This window comes from Deltaproteobacteria bacterium (assembly GCA_016178705.1).
Lineage (GTDB): Bacteria > Desulfobacterota > Binatia > HRBIN30 > JACQVA1 > JACOST01.
The window spans coordinates 130,224-146,241 of the sequence record JACOST010000033.1 but is presented as its reverse complement, the minus strand read 5'-3'; the positions used below and the strand labels follow the sequence as shown (position 1 = coordinate 146,241).

Sequence of the window (16,018 nt, the reverse complement as noted above, 5' to 3'; positions counted from 1 at the left end):
GCGGCGGAGCGAGTACAAACGGAGACGCCGGAGGTGTGCATGATCAAAGGATACGCGGGCCGCGTGCTCGAAGTTGACCTGGCGAATCAGACCTTCGTCTTCAAACCGCTCGACGAGGACATCGCCCGCCTCTACATCGGCGGCAAGGGGTACGGCACGCGCTTGCTCTACGACCTGACCGCGCCCGGCATCGATCCACTCGGTCCGGAGAATCCGCTCATCTTCGCCACCGGCCCGCTCAACGGCTCGGTGGCACCGCAGTCCAACCGCTTCGCCGTGGTGTGCAAGAGCCCGCTCACCGGCGGCATCGGCAACGCCGCGTGCGGCGGCTCGTTCGCCTACGGTTTGAAGCGCGCCGGGATCGACATCGTCATCGTTAAGCATCAGTCCGCCAAGCCGGTGCGCCTCGACATCGACGGCGATCGCGACGAGGTGAAGTTCATCGACGCGGCGGATCTCTGGGGCAAGGGCACGTACGCGACGCAGGAAGTTCTCGGCAAGAAAAAGCATCACGCTGTAATCGGACCGGCGGGTGAGAACCTGGTGCTCTATGCCGGCATCGTCTCCAACGAGCGCATCGCGGGGCGCACGGGGGTCGGCGCGGTGATGGGATCGAAGCGCCTCAAAGCCATCTCCGCCACTGGCTCGCGCAAGTTGGAGATGGACGACGAGGAGAAGTTCAAGGAGTACACCAAAACGGTGCGCGTACTGTTCCGCGATCACCCGGTGCTGGGCGAGTCGCTCAAGCGTTTTGGAACCGCCGGCATCGTCAACACCACCAACGCGCGCAACATCATCCCGACACACAATTTCAAGTACGGTCATTTCAAAGACGCGATGTGTATCTCCGGCGAGCACATGGAGGAGCACGAGCTGGTCGGAGTGAAGTCGAGCTGCATTCATTGCCCGGTGACGTGCGGACGCGACGTGATGGTCGAGGGCGTCGGGCGCGCGAAAGGGCCGGAGTACGAGACCGTCGGGCTGATGGGGAGCAATTTGGAAATTCCGGATCTGAAGAAGGTCTCGGAGTGGAGCTACCTCGCCGACGATCTCGGCATGGACACCATCAGTCTCGGTTGCACGCTGGGCTTCGCGATGGAGTTGCAGGAGCGCGGCATGCTCGACGCCGGTCTGCGCTTCGGCGATCCCAGCGGCATCAGCGACATGATCAAAGACATCGGCCATCGCCGCGGACTGGGGAACGACTTGGCCGACGGTGTGAAACGCATGAGCGCGAAGTACGGCGGCCATGACTTCGCGATGCACGTGAAAGGCCTCGAACTTTCCGCGTACGATCCGCGCGGCTCGTTCGCACAGGGGGTCGAGTACGCCACCACCAATCGCGGCGGATGCCACGTGCAAGGCGCGAGCATGTACATGGAATCGACGGGGCCGCTGACGATCAATCCGCAGAATTTGAAACTCAAGGCGGAGATTCCGGTGGTGCAACAGAACCTGGCCTGCGCCATCAACTCGATGGTGCTATGCATCTTCACCACCTACGGCATGATTCCCAAGGCCGTGCACAACTTGAGTCCGAACTCTTTCACTTACAAACTCGCGACCACGCTGTTCGAGAACAGCGGACCGCTGTTGCCGATGGTGATGCGGATCAAGGGCCGGCCGATGATGTGGTTCGAGAAGTGGTTGACGTACATCACCGGCGAGACGTTCTCGTCGGGACATTTGCAGGAGATCGGCGGCCGCATCTTCAACCTGGAGCGGATGTACAACCTGCGCGAAGGTATGACGACCGGCGACGACACGTTGCCGCCGCGCATGCTGCACGAGTCGACGTTCAAGGACATGACCAGCGGCCATCCGCTGCCGCAACTGTTGCCGCGCTACTACAAGAATCGCGGCTGGAGCGCCGACGGTGTCCCCACCGTGCGCACGCTGGAGCGATTGCAGGTCAGAGTGTAGTTCGAGAATCCTTCCGCGAGGGAGCGCACCATGAGCATCACGATCGAACTCACCTACGACATGAGCAAGGCGTTGGGCACGCGGCGGTTCGAAGTGGAAGCGGCGCCGACGGTCCAAGATGTCGTGCGCATCACGCGTGACAAATTCGGCGAGCGCGGCGATGCGTTCGAGAAACTCACCCGCATCGCGGCGGTCTCGGTCAACGGCGTACTGATCAACCACAAGCGCGGCATGAGCACCCCGCTCGCCGATGGCGACACCGTCACCTTCCTCAAGGCCGCCGCTGGCGGGTGAGTGCGCGCTGCGCACTGACGCGCATCCGCACAAGTGGTCCACGCGTAGACCTCGCCGGTGATGTCGGGCGAGCGACGTGCAATAGCAAGCTACGCGCGCCGAAGCGCAAAGGCTCCGAGGGCGAGAAGTAGCGCGATCGTGGCGCCGGTTCCGGCCGATGAGAGCGTGGGCGCCTTCAGATCTTCGACGAATACGGTCGCTTGCGCGGTGAGCGGCAGAAAGCCTGGAACCGTGAAAACTCCGGTGTCGACCTCGGTCTTCTCGACGGAATGGCCCTGTTCAAACCTGGCAGTCGAGCCCGGGCATACGCCGCTATTACCGACCGGATTCGACTGACCGTCGATGACGTCGCTGACGGATAACGGGAGGCAACCACCGGACGTGCGGTTGTCGATGATCTGATAGCAAAAGACCAGATCGGTGCCCGCACGCACCTTGATGCTGGTGGCGGTACCGGCGCACCCCACATCAATATCGGGGCTGCTAGTGCGGCTTACCGTTTTTGACACGGTAAACGGCGGGACCTGCGCCGAAGCGAGTGCGGCCAGGGATAGCAGGATCACCGTCACTGCGGCGGTCAACTTGGTCGACAGCATATCGCCTCCCTCCGAGCTACCGGTGCGCCCTCTCGCCCAAAGTCAGCCGAAGGGTGCAGGCTCGATAGCACGATTCAGAAGGCGTTGCCACGCCTTGTCCGAGAGACCCCGACGCGCGATTCACCGTCATGGGGTTCCTACTTACTACGACAGTGCCCAACTGCCAGCGGAGCTGACGGATGAGATCGCTACGAGGGCAACCCGGCTCTCCGACTCAGTTTGCGGGACACGTGCCGAGCGCCAGGTTCACCGCGATCACCAGTTCATCGACGGTGACGGTGCCGCTGTTGTCGGTGTCGAACGGCGGGCAGTCGCTCATCGGTGAAGCGCCGAGCGCGATGTTCACCCCAATGACGAGTTCCTCCACCGTCACGCTGTAGCTGTCATTGCAGTCGCCAGTACAGGGACGTGGGGTTTTGGTCGGCGACACGGACGGCGTCGGGGTCGTCGCCAGGGTCATAGTGGGTGTCGGTGTCGCGAGCCCCATCGGCGCCAAATTCACTGCCGCCATCTGCGCGCCGATGTAGTTGCCGATATCGCCAGCCACCGGGTTGGATTCGTTTTCCGGCAACGCCTCGTGCGATTCGGCGTCATAGGCTCCCGTGTACTCGTAGAACTCGTACCGGCGCGTGACCGACTCGTGGCCGGCGCCGATCTGTCCCTCGTTCACCAGTTCATTGTTCGCCTTCGGCCCGGCCTGCAAGAGCGCCCATTCGATTTCCGTTTCACCCGCCTCCTGCGGCACCAGCGGATCATCAGTGACGAGATGATGCAGCTCGACCGGGTCCGCCGACTCGGTCACGAAGACCTTGACCCAATGTGCATCACCGTATTGCGCGTTCGCCTCCGGTGGTTCAGCGGGAAGGACCGCTTGCACGACCGGATTGCCGCCAAGTTGCGGCGGCGGCGATACGTTCCAAATCGGCGCCGGAATGCTCACCTTGGTGCCAGCCGGTTGCAAGGCACCGGGGTTGTTGGGATCGGCGATCAGCCATCGATAGACGGTGTTGGTCGGATTGCGAGTGGTGCCCAAACCGAAGTGTTCGCAGCCGCTCGTGAGATAGTTGGCCGACCCACCCGTCCAGCAGGCGTGACCGCCGGTGGGCGTAATCACACTGGGCGCCAGCGGAGTGGCCTGGGTGAACACGTGGTTCACCGCATCGTAAGGGCTCTCGTAGCGGATATAGACCCCGCCCGCGAAGTCCAACTTCGTCGGGTCTCCATAGCGCTGGTAAGGGCTGCCGAAGGTAAAGGAAACGTCCGCGCTCGAGACGCCGTCCACCTCGATTTCGAAGCCGTGGCATTCTTGCCCGGTGGTGTTGAAGACGTCGAAGTTGCTCAACGATCCGAAAGTCGTTTGAGCAACCCCCGAACCGGCAGCGACTGCGCAAAACACAAGGACGACGAGCGTGAGGTAAGGCCACAACGTCGATCGGTGCAAATGCGGAAGATAAGGATTCATCTCGCGCTCTCCCTCTGGCATCCGCGTAGCCCCGTTCGCTGGCGATGGGCAGCGGAAACCATGTCTTTGTTAACGATGAACAGCGGAGAGCGCACTGATCTTGGTCATGCGTGGGCGAGACATTTGGAGCGATAGGTTGACAAGCGCCGCTCGGACACGCTACGGGCCACATGCTGGAGGACGATGCATATGCGGCAAGCGATTCTCGGGGTGGTGACGGTGGTGGGGTTGACGCTCGCCAGTGCGACAACGGCGCACGCGGGACGGCTCGTCTACATGGGACTGGACCCGGCCTGCCACACTTCTCATCCGCAAGCGCCGCAGTTGGCCGCCAACGCGGTACGCTGGGCCGGCAACGGCAACGATCCGCGCATCCTGCTCGTCAACGCTGGCTGCGGCGGATTGACCATGCTGCAGAACGCCGGGTTCACTCAGATCACGGCGATTGGTCAGTCACAGTTCTTCAGCCAGACACTGAGCAACTTCGATGTGATTTATATCACGGGTTTCTTGGGAGCGGAAAATTTCACCAGTTCCGCCGGCGCCGTCTTCAAGTTCGTCAACATGGGCGGCGGCCTCGTCACCGAAGGTGGCACCAGCTCGTTGGCCTGGGCACCGTTGGGCAATGCGATTGGTCTGACCGGTGACGGCAGCAACACGGAGTTCATCGTCGACTCGCTTCATCCCATCATGGCGGGACTCACGAACGCGGGTCTGTCGAATTGGCACAGCACATCACACTCAAATTTCACGATGCCCACGTCGGGACAGTTCATGACGCTGGCCATCGATGGACAGCGGGTCGCGAACCTCATTGTGCACGAGGGAGTCATCCGCGCCGACACCGCACCGGTTGCCGGCTGGCAAGGGATGCTGGTGTTGACCATCGCGCTCCTCGGCTGGGGGTTGTATCGCCAGCGCCGCGCGGCGTGAGCGATCGCCGTCGCCGCTCAAGTAACCTTGACACGCGGCACGCTGCTCGCGCAGCATGCCCGGCATGAACTCCGAACGTAGCCAAGCCTACCCGTTCATTTCTCGTCCCGGCTCGACACCCTTTGCGATCGCTCGCGCGGAGGGGGCGTATCTGATCACGCCCGACGGCCGCCGCATTCTCGATGCCGCCGGCGGCGCCATCGTCGTCAACATCGGCCACGGCCGCCGCGAAGTCGCAGAGGCCTACGCCCGCGCCTGCATGGAAGTGAGTTACGTCGTCCCGACGTTTGCCACCGACAGTCGCGTGCAACTCGTCGAGCGCTTACACGCGCGCTGGTTGCCCCCTGAATTGACCCGTATGTTCTTCACCAGTGGCGGCTCGGAGTCCATGGACGCGGCGATTCGCCTGGCGCGTCAGCATCACGTGAGTGCCGGGCGGCCGAGCCGTTGGAAAGTCATCGGGCGCGATCTTTCCTACCACGGCACCACGCTGGCGACGCTTTCCATAGGCGGCAATACCAAGCGCCGCGTCGGCTTCGAGCCGTGGCTCGCCGATGTTCCCAAAGCCCCGGCGTGCTACTGCCTGCGCTGCCCGCTCGGCATGCGCTATCCCGATTGTGGCGTCGCCTGCGCCGACGAGCTTGAACGCATCATCGAGCGTGAAGGCGCCGACACCATCGCCGCGTTCGTCGCCGAGCCGATCGTCGGCTCGACCATCGGCGCCGTTGTGCCGCCGGACGAGTACTGGCCGAAGATCGCCGACATTTGCCGCCGTCACGGCATCCTGCTGATCGCCGACGAAGTGATGACCGGCTTCGGTCGTACCGGCCGGCGCTTTGCGGTCGAGCACTGGAACGTCACGCCCGACATTCTCGTTGGCGGCAAAGGCCTCACCAGCGGCTACGCGCCGATGGGCGCCATCTTCACGCGCGACGACATCGTTGCCCCGATCGCGGCCCGCGGCGACGAGTTGATGTTCTACACCTACTCCGCCCATCCCGCGTGCTGTGCCGTCGCCGACACGGTGCTCGACATTCTCGAACGCGAGCATCTCGTCGAACGCGCCGCCGAGATGGGACGCAAGTTGCGCGAGCGGCTCTCCACGCTCGAATCGCATCCCCACGTCGCCGACATCCGCGGTCGCGGTTTGCTGCTGGGCGTGGAACTCGTGAAGGACCGTACCACCCTCGAGCCGTTTCCCCGCGAGGTGCATCTCACCACCAAGGTCGTCGCGGCGGGACTCGCGCACGGCAGCTTCTTCTACCCTGGCGGAAGCGACCCGGCACGCGATGTCATTACTCTCGGCCCGCCGTTCATCATCACGGACGAGGACATCGAGCACCTCGTCACCAGCCTCGAAGCAGCGATCAGCAGCGCCGTCGCGCGCGTGACGTGAGACCCGACGCCTTACCTTCAACCGTGCCGACCATCGTACCAAGTGTCGGTAGACTTTACCGGAGGGCCTTGAGTCCGGTGCGCTCAATCTCGTAAGGTTGCTGCGTCCCGCGGTTGAGAAGGAGCACGAGTGCCGGCAAAGATCCTTGTCTTTGGTGTCGACGCGATGGAGCCCAAGCTCATCCACGACTGGATTGAATCGGGAGACCTCCCGAATCTCGCGCGGCTACGGGCTCGCGGTGCTTGGGGCCACGTGCTCAACCCGCCCCGGTTCTTCAGCGGCGCATCGTGGCCAAACTTCTACACCGGCGTGAGCCCTGCTCGTCACGGGCAATACTTGCGCACTCTCTACGACCCGACCACCTGTGTCCATCGACCTCTTCGGCCCGCCTGCCAAACGAATCCATTCTGGTCAGGCCCTGACTGGCAGAGGAAGAGAGCTGCGATCCTCAACGTACCTTACTGCGGTCTCGATGAAACCATCAACGGCCTGCACGTGGCCGACTGGGGCCAGCACGATAGTCAGAACGACCTCAGCACACTCCCCCATGAGGTCGCAGAGGATCTCCTTTCCCGGTTTGGTTGCGACCCGGTCGGGGACTGCGAGGGCTTCGAGTGTACGACATCCGCTTTGAGTGACCTTCGACAACGCCTGATCCGTCGTGTTCAGCGGAAGCGTGACATGACTTCTCACTATCTCGCTGGCGAAGATTGGGATCTCTTTCTCTCCGTATTCGACGAGACTCATTGCGCCGGCCACCGGTTCTGGCATTTGTACGACGTCACAAATTCTCGGCATGATCCCGATGCGGCAGCAACTCTGGGTGGAACAATCAAGGAAATTTATGTAGCGATCGATCGCGCATTGGGTGCCACTCTCCGCTTCGTGGACATTGATTCGACCGTTCTATTCCTCTCCAGCCATGGCATGGGGCCCGCCTTCGACGCGCTCCCCGTTTTCGACGAGATCCTCCGGCGCTTGGATGGCTTCACCGGGCGCCATCCTCAGTACGAAGAAAGACGCGCGCGGCGGTTGGCGACGGCGCGAGCCATTTCTGATTTCATGCCGAACGTTCTCCGACGTGGGTTGGCGCCAGTTCGACAGCGCTTTGGTCGCGGACACTTGAGGGATCGAGTTGACGCGGAGCGCAGGAACCGAAGATATTTTTGGCTTCCGACTCACGATACGTGTGGCGGAATCCGAATCAATCTGGCCGGTCGAGAAACGACCGGCATGGTACAACCCGGCCGCCAGTGCGCGGAACTCATCGAGCAACTCACGTACGATCTACACCAACTGCGGGATGGCCGATCCGGAGACCCGATCGTCGCCGAGATCGTGAGCTCGGCGGACATGGATTTCACCGGTTACGTCGGCGAATTTCCCGATCTGATCGTGCGCTGGTCGAAGGCATCGTTGTCGTGGATCGAATCCCCGAAGATCGGCCGGATCGAGCCCGTAGTCGTCAGTGGTCGCAGCGGCGATCACGATCCTTCCATGCGAGGAATATTCTTCGCTGCCGGACCACACGTCACTCCGGGGCTGCTTCCAGACCCGGTTCGCCTCGAGGACTTCGCGCCGACGATATCCAGTCTGCTGGGTATCCAGCTGCCGGATACGGAAGGGCGAGCGATTCCGGCGGTTGGACCGCCCGCGCACTGAGTCCTACGCAGCCGGCTACCTCGCGATCGGAGACGCCTTGAGCAGAGAGACGCACGACCTGCGCTGTCCTCAGGACAGCCCGCACAACCTCGCGGCGGCTGTATGCGAATCTTGTTTTTGATTCCCGATCTTCGCACCGGGATTGTCGCTCGCAGCCGCGAGCGCTTGCACCACCGCGGCGGTTTCGGATCGCGATTTGGGGACGAGCGGGGCCTGTGGACCACCGAGGTCTTCGGCGGGACGCTGAACATCATGCGGCAGTGCGCCCTCGCCCGCTCACTCGGCGCCGCCGCAGTGATGGCAACGCGAAGTGGACGAGATACCTACCGTTCGCGAGGTATCGGACAGCTCCCGTTCGTCGCGTGGGCGGACCGCCGTCGCGACGATGTCTGCATCGTTCCCGACGTTTACTCGCGCCTTGCAGACGAGGTCGTCGGCCGGGTCGTCGTATACATGCAGCATCCGAACCTGGTTCGCCCGGACTTCGTTCATGCACGTCCTGATCTCCGCCTGTGGACTTGCTCGCCGCTGATGAGCGAATGCTGCCGACGCGTCCTTCCGGGGAAGGAGCCAACGTTCGCACCCAACATCGTCGATCCGGAGAGCTTTCCGCTCATCCAGCAGGAGCAACGCGACGCGGGCCGCCTCGCGGCCCTGCCGCGGAAGAACGGCATGGAGTTCATCCAAGCGGCGTATCGCCGGTACCGCGACGACGGAGGCCGCTACTGGAAGCTCGATCTGATCGACGGTGTGCCCTTCAGCGAATTCGCCGCCCGCTTCCGCGGGCCGCAGGCCTTGCTGGTCGCGTCGGAGATCGAAGGTTGTGGACTCCCTGGAATGGAGGCGATGGCCGCCGGGATCGTCGTCATTGGCAGCAACGCCCGCGGCGCCAGCTTCTACATGCGCAACCGCGAAACCGCTCTCGTCGCCAACACGCCCGACGCGGCCGCCACCGCGCTGCGGGCAATTGAGGATCCGCAGCTACGCCAACAATTGTCGAGCGCAGGGTACGCATTCATCCAGCGGTTCTTCCCCGACGCTCAGCCGAAGCGCTTCTGGGAAGCCTTCCTCGCCGAACTGGAGCATACGTAACCGTCAAGGATTCAATTTGCTCAGCGACGACATCGAGCCCTTCGCCGCATCAACTTCGCGGCGGTGAGGCACGCTGGACATCCTTTCTGGCCAAGGGTAGGAGCCCATCCGATGCGTTCCAATCGCCGATGAGTGCCTATCGACCCTATCGTCCACTTGGACTCAGGCTGTTCAACGCCGCCGGCGGAGCGCTACGCGCGGCCGGCCTGCCGCTGGTGCGCCTCGACAAGCGCTCGCTGTTGGACCAGGCCGCAAGGAACACCGGCCTCTCTGACTTCGGCGACGAGCGCTTCCGCGAGCCGCTGCGCATCCTGCTCGACGCCTTCGAGCATGAGGCCGCGCTTACCATGCTCGGCCGTGTGATCGCCCGCAGCGACGCCGTTCGCACGCTGGAAAACCGTCTGCGCATGATCGATACGCATAAGCGTCATCCGGAGATCGGCGAGCGACCGATCGAGCGGCCGCTGTTCATCCTTGGTCTGCCTCGCACGGGCACGACGATCCTGCACGAACTACTCGCGCAAGACCCGGCCACCCGCGTGCCGATGACGTGGGAGGTCATGCACCCCTGGCCGCCGCCGGAGCGCGCAACCTACGAGACTGATCTGCGCATCGCGCAGGTGGAGAAACACTTCAGCGGCGTCGACAAGCTCATCCCCGGCTTCAAGTCGATGCACCCGATGGGCGCGCAGCTGCCGCAGGAGTGCGCCGCGCTCACGCAGCATGATTTCGCGACGATGATCTACCATACGACGCACAACGTCCCGAGCTACCAGCGCTGGCTCGAACAGACGGACATGCGACCGGTGTATACGTCGCATCGCCGGCAGCTGCAGTATCTGCAATGGCGCTGTCCCGCCGAGCGCTGGGTGCTCAAGTCGCCCGCACACCTGTGGGCGCTCGACGCGCTGCTCGCGATTTATCCCGACGCACGCATCGTCCAGACCCATCGCGATCCGCTCAAGGTGATCGCGTCGCTCGCCAGCTTGGTCAAGTTGCTGCGCGGCATGTCGAGCGATCGCATCGATCCGGTCGCGATCGGCGCCGACTGGACCGCGCGGCTTGCGACGGGCCTGCAGAAAACCATGACCGTGCGCGACAGCGGCGCCCTGCCGGACGATCGCGTCTTCGACATGCAGTTCGCCGAATTCATCGCCGACGAGATCGCGATGGTGCGGCGCATCTATCAACACTTCGACCTGCCGTTCACCGAGGCCGCCGAGACTCGCATGCGCCGTTTTCTCGTAGCGAACCCCAAGGACAAGCACGGCGCGCATCGCTACACCATCGCCGACGCGGGACTCGATCCTACAGCGGAGCGTCAGCGCTACGCCGCATATCAATCCCGACACGCAATCAAGTCGGAGCCACTCAACTAGACAAACACCGGGAAAGCGCAGCCCGATGACTCAGCGTACTCCACGGGCGCGCCGGTGCGGCGACCGCTTCCCCGTCGATGCGGGCGGACCAGTAAAGACACGGTCGAAGAACGCGAGCACACGCGTCGCGAACTCCTTGGGGTAGAGATGGTAGCAGCGCACGTGCGTGCCCCATGGCCCGGCCTCGCGCCAGAACGGGGCATCACGCGGAGGCGCCGGGGTCACCCAGAGTTGCGCGGCGAGTGAGTCGCTCAAGAGATGCCGCGCATCATCCACCGGCACGATCGGGTCGGCTTCGTTGTGGATGAGCAGCACCGGTAGCAACTGAATGTGCGACATCGCGTCGAGGGTACTATCGCGCTTGAACGAGTAACCGTGAAAGGTTTCGGCGCTCCACAGGATCAAATCAATGATGGACGCCGGCCAGCCGGTCGCCGCCTGCGCGTTGCGCAAGGCGGCGCCGCGCGCATCGACGTACACCCCGTCGGTGACCACCGCCTCGACGCGCGGATCACGCGCCGCCGCGTACAGCGCCACCGCGCCACCCAGCGAGAAGCCGACGATGCCGAAGCGCTGGGCGAGGCCCTGCTGCGTCAGATACGCAATCGCGCCAAGCACATCGTTCGCTTCCGCATTGCCCGTCGTCACCCGGCTGTCGGGCGCGGCATCCGATTCGCCGTGATTGCGCAAATCGAGCGCCAGCACCGAGTAGCCTCCGGCGACCAAGTCGCGGGCAAGTTCGAGACCATCGATCCATTCTAAACTCTTGTTGCCGCCACCGCCGTGCACCAGGATCAGCGCCGCGGTGGCGTGCGGCGCCGGCATCCACCACGCCCGCAACGTGATCGGCACGTCGGGCGGCGCGAACTCGACCGGCTTGAACGCCACACCGACATCTTGCGGCGTGCGGGTGAGCGGCTTGCGGATCGTCGACGTCAACAGGCGCGGGCTGAAGCCGACCAGGGCAACGACGAGTCCAACAACGGCCACGATGAAGAGGCCGATCGCGAACCCGCGCGCCCGGCCGGGTTCCACGCGGCGAGGCTCAGTCGAGCGCGACACTTCGTCCGGTCGCAGCGCTCCCCAGGATCCGCCCGCCTTCGGGCCGCGCCGTCCTTTCAGTGTGAATCTCAAGTCGCGTCTCGCATCGCTTCACGTGTCCAGCCGCTCATCCGCGTAGAGTGGCGAGCGGCACGACCTCACAGGTCGGATGCGCGGGTAACTCCTCGGCTTGCAGCCAGCGGCAGAAGAAGAGCCCGTCGCGGTGGCCGGTGGTCTCGAGCCAGTTGGGCACGCCGGGGTCACGCTGCGCGATCACGACGCGAAACGACCCGTCGGCTTCCAATGCGGCTTGCATCCCGTTGAGCGACACGCGGTGGTAGCGGTAGTCGAGCGATTGCATGTAGCGATTCCACAACTGCACGCCCCAATACACGCACTGTGGTGAGCGGCCGGTGATCACCAGCGCCTGATCCGCTTCGAGTTCGAAAGCGCCGAGTGCGTAGATGTTGTCCGGCGTGCCCCAACCGCGCACGGTCGGGCTCCATGGCATCGGCGGCATCAGCATGTTGGTCGCCGGCAGCGGAGGAATGGGCGCGAACTCGATGGTCTGGCGAACAAACGTCGCGACCGCGCGCAAGCGCGCCGCCAGCAGCGCGTCGCTGAGGGGCGCGGGCGGCGGCAGCGCATCGATCGCCTCGATGGCGAAGCGCGCCGGCTGCGCGGCGGTGAGGTCGGTGTAGTACTCGCGCGAGATGACACACACCGCGTCGGGTTCCAGCGCGACCCAGTTCGCCGCGCCCGCACGCGGTGCCGTCGGGCTCAGGATCAGCTCAAAGCTGCCGTCGGTCGCGAACGTGATCTCGCGCTGCGACACGTTCGCCACCACTCGCTCCGACCATTCACCGTCGGGCTTGCCGCCGTAGATGCAGAAGGCAAGATACACGTCGTTGCCTCGCCGACCGTGGATACGATAGGCGCGCGCGCCATTGATCGGCGCAAAGAAATAGCGCGAGTCGACGTTGTCGCCGAGAATCTTGCGCGTCGGTGACGCCAGTGGGGTGAAGCTCGGGCGTTCCGGGTCGCCTTCGAGATAGAGATCGAACGCGTAGCTGAGCAGATGGGTGAGGTGGCGATAGCCTTCCACCACCCCGAGCGCGTCCAAGCCACCGCGGGGGCCGGCGAGAAAGCTCTGGTCGGCATCCCGCAAGACATCCAGCAACTCACGGAAGGCCGCACCGCTCTGTGTCACGGACGTCGATGGCATCGCGTCGCTCCCTTCACACCACGAGCAGATCATCTATCGCCGCGCCCCGCCGCAGAAGACCCACGGCGAGGTCGCATCGCACCCGGCACACCATACAGTTGCGCGCGCCGCGTGCCGTCGTCGTCAGTATCACCAGAAGCGGCGAAACGCTCGCGCGCGGGATGTGTCGCCGCATTGTACCGCGCACATCACGAACCGAATGAGCGCGGCGAGACCGTGATCGCGGGGCGGAGCGCTCCACAGCGCGGATCGATCGCCTAGCTGGCACTGCCATTGCTCGTTGGATTGTTCGAGGAGAACGCGATGCACGACGCGAAGAGGTCGAACGGTTTCACTCTCATCGAGCTGCTGGTCATCGTGGCGGTCATCGGAATCCTATCCGCCATCGCGATCCAACAGTTCACCTCCTACCAGAAGCGTGGCTACGACGCGCAAGCGCACTCGGATCTGCGCAATGCCGTCACGGCGGAGGAAGCGTACTTTGCAACCGCGCAACTGTACAAGACGGGCACCGACGCCGCGCCGGGGAGCAGCTCGTTCCTTGATGGATTGCGAATCTCCCCCACGGTCACTCTGGTTATGACAGCCAACGGCAGCGCCGGCTTCAGCGGCACGGCTCATTCATCGAAAGGCTCGCGCACCCTGGCGTACGACAGCACGATCGGCGCGATCCAGTGAGGTCGCGCGCCGGCGCTCAGTTACACTTCTGCACGCAGTTGCCGTTGTTACATACCAAGGGACAGCTTTGGCTCGGGCCGTCGCCACCACAGGCGGCCAGCAGAGCCGCGGCGGCAAGAATCAGTGCGAGGCGCTTCATCACTTCTCCCCCTTCTCGGTTGAGTCAACAACGCAGCGCGCGCAGGTGTACCAAAGCCACGGCGGCCACGCCAACGGTTTAGCGAGCCGCCGTGCGAGTGAGGGGGGCAAGCTATTGAAGAACCAGACCGCCGGTCACGAGGCGGATGAATCGTCGCTGGTAGAGATAGGCGTCGGGACCGATCTGCAGGACAACCGTCACGCCGACGTGATCGGTCCCCGCAAACATCGTCGCATCGCCCCCGCGGGCGGTGAAACTCGTCCGCACCGAGCCGTCGGGTAGTTGATAGATTAGCATCGTGACCGCGAAGCCGTTCACGGTCCCACGGAAGAGTCTTCGACTCCCCAGCACGGGGAAATTTTGCAACAGGCCAAGATCGAAAAAGACCTCGTTGTTGCCATCGGTCACGCGCAGCGTCACCGGGCCGGTGAGACTCGACGGGGGCAGAATCAGCCCGCCCGCAAAACTGACTCGGCCGCGCACCCCGTTGACCGGTGCGATGCTCCCGCTCGGACGACTGAAGCCCTGGATGTTGAACGAAAACTCGTTCCCCGCCAGCGTACCGACCGTGTCGCTCGCCAAGAACACAGTGATCCCGTTCAACGACACGTCCAAGCTGACCGGGTCGCTGAGCGCCGCACCGAGGTTGGGGAACAGCGTCATCCGATACGCCCCATCGAGCGCCTTGGGTATCGAGACGCGCGCTTCGGGCTGCGTGTCGTTGTCGAAATCGCCCTGCTCATACGTCGCGCCAGGAATCAGGTTCAGATTGCTGCGGATGATGCGATCGAGCGGATCGCGCACTTCGGTATTCACCGGACCTTCCGAGTGTACCTGCAACTTCAGCGCTGGATTGTCGGCGAGGAAGACTTCGCGGCTCTTGTCCGCGTTACCACCCGTGATGTCACAGGTCGAAGTGAACGCGATGTGAGTGCCGTCGGCGCTGATGCGCGGGTTGGTGTTTGCGCAAGTGGTCGTGTCCGTGAGCTGCGTGAACGTCTTACGCGTCGAGTCGTAGAGCAGAATCTCGGTGTTGTGATCGGGATTGCCGCCGGTGGCATTGAAGGTCGCGGAGAAGGCCACCCAGCGGCCGTCATCACTCACCGTCGGCGTGTCGCCGTCGAAGACACCCGCCGCGGTCTTGCTGATCACCGAGGGGCGAAATCGGTTCATCAGAAAGATGGCGCTGGCAAAGTCGGGGTTGAGGTTGCCGATGTTACTCGATGACACGAAGGCAATGAACTGGCCGTCGGCACTGATCGAAGCGGGACCGCTGGCGCCATTGCCGGCCGGGTCGTTCGTCAGCTGGAGCACGCGACGCTGCAGGTAGTCGTACACCATCAACTCTTGGCTGAAATCGGCATTGTGGCCGACCAGGTCACTGGTGCTTTGAAACACGACGAAGCGACCGTTCGCACTGATAGCAGGTTGCAGGCTTTCGCCGTTTCCATCCGGGTCGTTGGTCACCATCAAGTTGTAGGGCAGCCGGTACAGAATCACTTCATTGCTGAAATCCGCATTGCGGCGCGTCAAGTTGCTATTGGTTTCGAAGGCGATGCGCTTGCCGTCACCATTCACCGATGGATGCGCACTCGCGCCGTCACCATTGATATCACGCGTGACTTGATAGAAGTGCCGCCCAATGCGGTCGTAGCGGACAATTTCATCGCTACCATCGGCGTTGGTCCGCACGTAGTCCGCGCTGGTGGTGAACGCGATCCAACGCCCATCGGCGCTGATCGACGGATCCTGTCCGCCGAGCGTCGTGACCAGCGTGTAGGCGTTGGTGAGCGATTCGTAGACGAAGACGTTGACGCCACCCGGGTTCAGGCCGGCGACGTTGCCGTTGGTGCTGAACGTCGTGTAACGCCCGTCGGCACTGAGGGACGGCACGCTCGTGGTCCGTGCCGCCGGTAGATTGGTGATCTGAACGACATCGGCCGAAGCCGGCGTGACCCCGGCCACAGCGAGAAGGGCTGCAGCCGCAACGGTGATGTAACGCATGGTTGAATTGGACCATCGCCTACCCACATCTGTCAAGTCGGAATCACGTGCGACGCACCGTGACTAGGATGCACGGACCTTCAAATGGCAAGCGGTATGGGCAAATGACAAGCGGCATGAAGTCTCCCGCCACGGCGGGCGTATGATTCCCTTCCGATTCCGCTCGGGCGCGGCGATGTCATTGCAATCGTCAG

The 16,018-nt window shown here is 63.4% G+C and carries 13 protein-coding genes; 8 read left to right on the top strand and 5 right to left on the bottom strand.

Annotation, left to right across the window (positions count from 1 at the left end; translation table 11 throughout):
• The first annotated feature begins 39 nt into the window (after positions 1 to 39).
• Positions 40 to 1,923 (top strand): aldehyde ferredoxin oxidoreductase family protein, encoded by a 1,884-nt coding sequence (locus HYR72_26525; protein ID MBI1818556.1) that lies wholly within the window; start codon positions 40 to 42, stop codon positions 1,921 to 1,923.
• A gap of 30 nt (positions 1,924 to 1,953) precedes the next feature.
• Entirely contained in the window at positions 1,954 to 2,217 is a 264-nt protein-coding gene (locus tag HYR72_26520) for a MoaD/ThiS family protein (protein ID MBI1818555.1), read from the top strand.
• A gap of 89 nt (positions 2,218 to 2,306) precedes the next feature.
• Here the strand turns inward: HYR72_26520 and HYR72_26515 are convergent, their stop codons facing one another.
• Positions 2,307 to 2,813, bottom strand: a complete 507-nt coding sequence (locus HYR72_26515; GenBank protein ID MBI1818554.1) for a hypothetical protein — start codon at positions 2,811 to 2,813, stop codon at positions 2,307 to 2,309.
• A 214-nt stretch (positions 2,814 to 3,027) separates the two neighbouring features.
• Positions 3,028 to 4,155 (bottom strand): PEP-CTERM sorting domain-containing protein, encoded by a 1,128-nt coding sequence (locus tag HYR72_26510; protein ID MBI1818553.1) that lies wholly within the window; start codon positions 4,153 to 4,155, stop codon positions 3,028 to 3,030.
• Positions 4,156 to 4,464: 309 nt separating this feature from the next.
• Here HYR72_26510 and HYR72_26505 point away from each other — a divergent pair, with 309 nt between their 5' ends.
• The 5 genes from HYR72_26505 (at position 4,465) to HYR72_26485 (ending at position 10,737) form a co-directional block, all read left to right on the top strand.
• Positions 4,465 to 5,208 carry a hypothetical protein gene (locus HYR72_26505; protein ID MBI1818552.1) on the top strand — a complete coding sequence of 248 codons (744 nt, stop codon included), beginning with the start codon at positions 4,465 to 4,467 and terminating at the stop codon, positions 5,206 to 5,208.
• 64 nt (positions 5,209 to 5,272) lie between these two features.
• Entirely contained in the window at positions 5,273 to 6,604 is a 1,332-nt protein-coding gene (locus tag HYR72_26500) for an aspartate aminotransferase family protein (protein MBI1818551.1), read from the top strand.
• A gap of 129 nt (positions 6,605 to 6,733) precedes the next feature.
• Complete coding sequence (locus HYR72_26495) at positions 6,734 to 8,266, top strand: alkaline phosphatase family protein (protein ID MBI1818550.1); 1,533 nt, start codon at positions 6,734 to 6,736, stop codon at positions 8,264 to 8,266.
• A 102-nt stretch (positions 8,267 to 8,368) separates the two neighbouring features.
• Positions 8,369 to 9,358: a glycosyltransferase gene (locus HYR72_26490; protein ID MBI1818549.1), complete on the top strand. Its 990-nt coding sequence runs from the start codon at positions 8,369 to 8,371 to the stop codon at positions 9,356 to 9,358.
• Between the two features lie 128 nt (positions 9,359 to 9,486).
• Positions 9,487 to 10,737, top strand: a complete 1,251-nt coding sequence (locus HYR72_26485) for a sulfotransferase (GenBank protein ID MBI1818548.1) — start codon at positions 9,487 to 9,489, stop codon at positions 10,735 to 10,737.
• 30 nt (positions 10,738 to 10,767) lie between these two features.
• Here HYR72_26485 and HYR72_26480 read toward each other — a convergent pair whose 3' ends face one another.
• Complete coding sequence (locus HYR72_26480) at positions 10,768 to 11,772, bottom strand: alpha/beta fold hydrolase (protein ID MBI1818547.1); 1,005 nt, start codon at positions 11,770 to 11,772, stop codon at positions 10,768 to 10,770.
• A gap of 133 nt (positions 11,773 to 11,905) precedes the next feature.
• Positions 11,906 to 13,003, bottom strand: coding sequence for a DUF1214 domain-containing protein (locus HYR72_26475; GenBank protein MBI1818546.1), 1,098 nt, complete (start codon positions 13,001 to 13,003; stop codon positions 11,906 to 11,908).
• A gap of 303 nt (positions 13,004 to 13,306) precedes the next feature.
• Here HYR72_26475 and HYR72_26470 point away from each other — a divergent pair, with 303 nt between their 5' ends.
• Positions 13,307 to 13,681, top strand: a complete 375-nt coding sequence (locus tag HYR72_26470) for a prepilin-type N-terminal cleavage/methylation domain-containing protein (GenBank protein MBI1818545.1) — start codon at positions 13,307 to 13,309, stop codon at positions 13,679 to 13,681.
• Between the two features lie 250 nt (positions 13,682 to 13,931).
• Here HYR72_26470 and HYR72_26465 read toward each other — a convergent pair whose 3' ends face one another.
• Positions 13,932 to 15,824, bottom strand: coding sequence for a PD40 domain-containing protein (locus HYR72_26465; GenBank protein MBI1818544.1), 1,893 nt, complete (start codon positions 15,822 to 15,824; stop codon positions 13,932 to 13,934).
• Positions 15,825 to 16,018 lie beyond the last annotated feature (194 nt).

Excerpts from the sequence above, each read along its gene's own strand:
- HYR72_26525 (MBI1818556.1), top strand. The coding sequence starts at position 40 with ATGATCAAAGGATACGCGGGCCGCGTGCTCGAAGTTGACCTGGCGAAT.
- HYR72_26520 (MBI1818555.1), top strand. The coding sequence starts at position 1,954 with ATGAGCATCACGATCGAACTCACCTACGACATGAGCAAGGCGTTGGGC.
- HYR72_26515 (MBI1818554.1), bottom strand. The coding sequence starts at position 2,813 with ATGCTGTCGACCAAGTTGACCGCCGCAGTGACGGTGATCCTGCTATCC.
- HYR72_26505 (MBI1818552.1), top strand. The coding sequence starts at position 4,465 with ATGCGGCAAGCGATTCTCGGGGTGGTGACGGTGGTGGGGTTGACGCTC.
- HYR72_26500 (MBI1818551.1), top strand. The coding sequence starts at position 5,273 with ATGAACTCCGAACGTAGCCAAGCCTACCCGTTCATTTCTCGTCCCGGC.
- HYR72_26490 (MBI1818549.1), top strand. The coding sequence starts at position 8,369 with ATGCGAATCTTGTTTTTGATTCCCGATCTTCGCACCGGGATTGTCGCT.
- HYR72_26485 (MBI1818548.1), top strand. The coding sequence starts at position 9,487 with ATGAGTGCCTATCGACCCTATCGTCCACTTGGACTCAGGCTGTTCAAC.
- HYR72_26475 (MBI1818546.1), bottom strand. The coding sequence starts at position 13,003 with ATGCCATCGACGTCCGTGACACAGAGCGGTGCGGCCTTCCGTGAGTTG.
- HYR72_26470 (MBI1818545.1), top strand. The coding sequence starts at position 13,307 with ATGCACGACGCGAAGAGGTCGAACGGTTTCACTCTCATCGAGCTGCTG.
- HYR72_26465 (MBI1818544.1), bottom strand. The coding sequence starts at position 15,824 with ATGCGTTACATCACCGTTGCGGCTGCAGCCCTTCTCGCTGTGGCCGGG.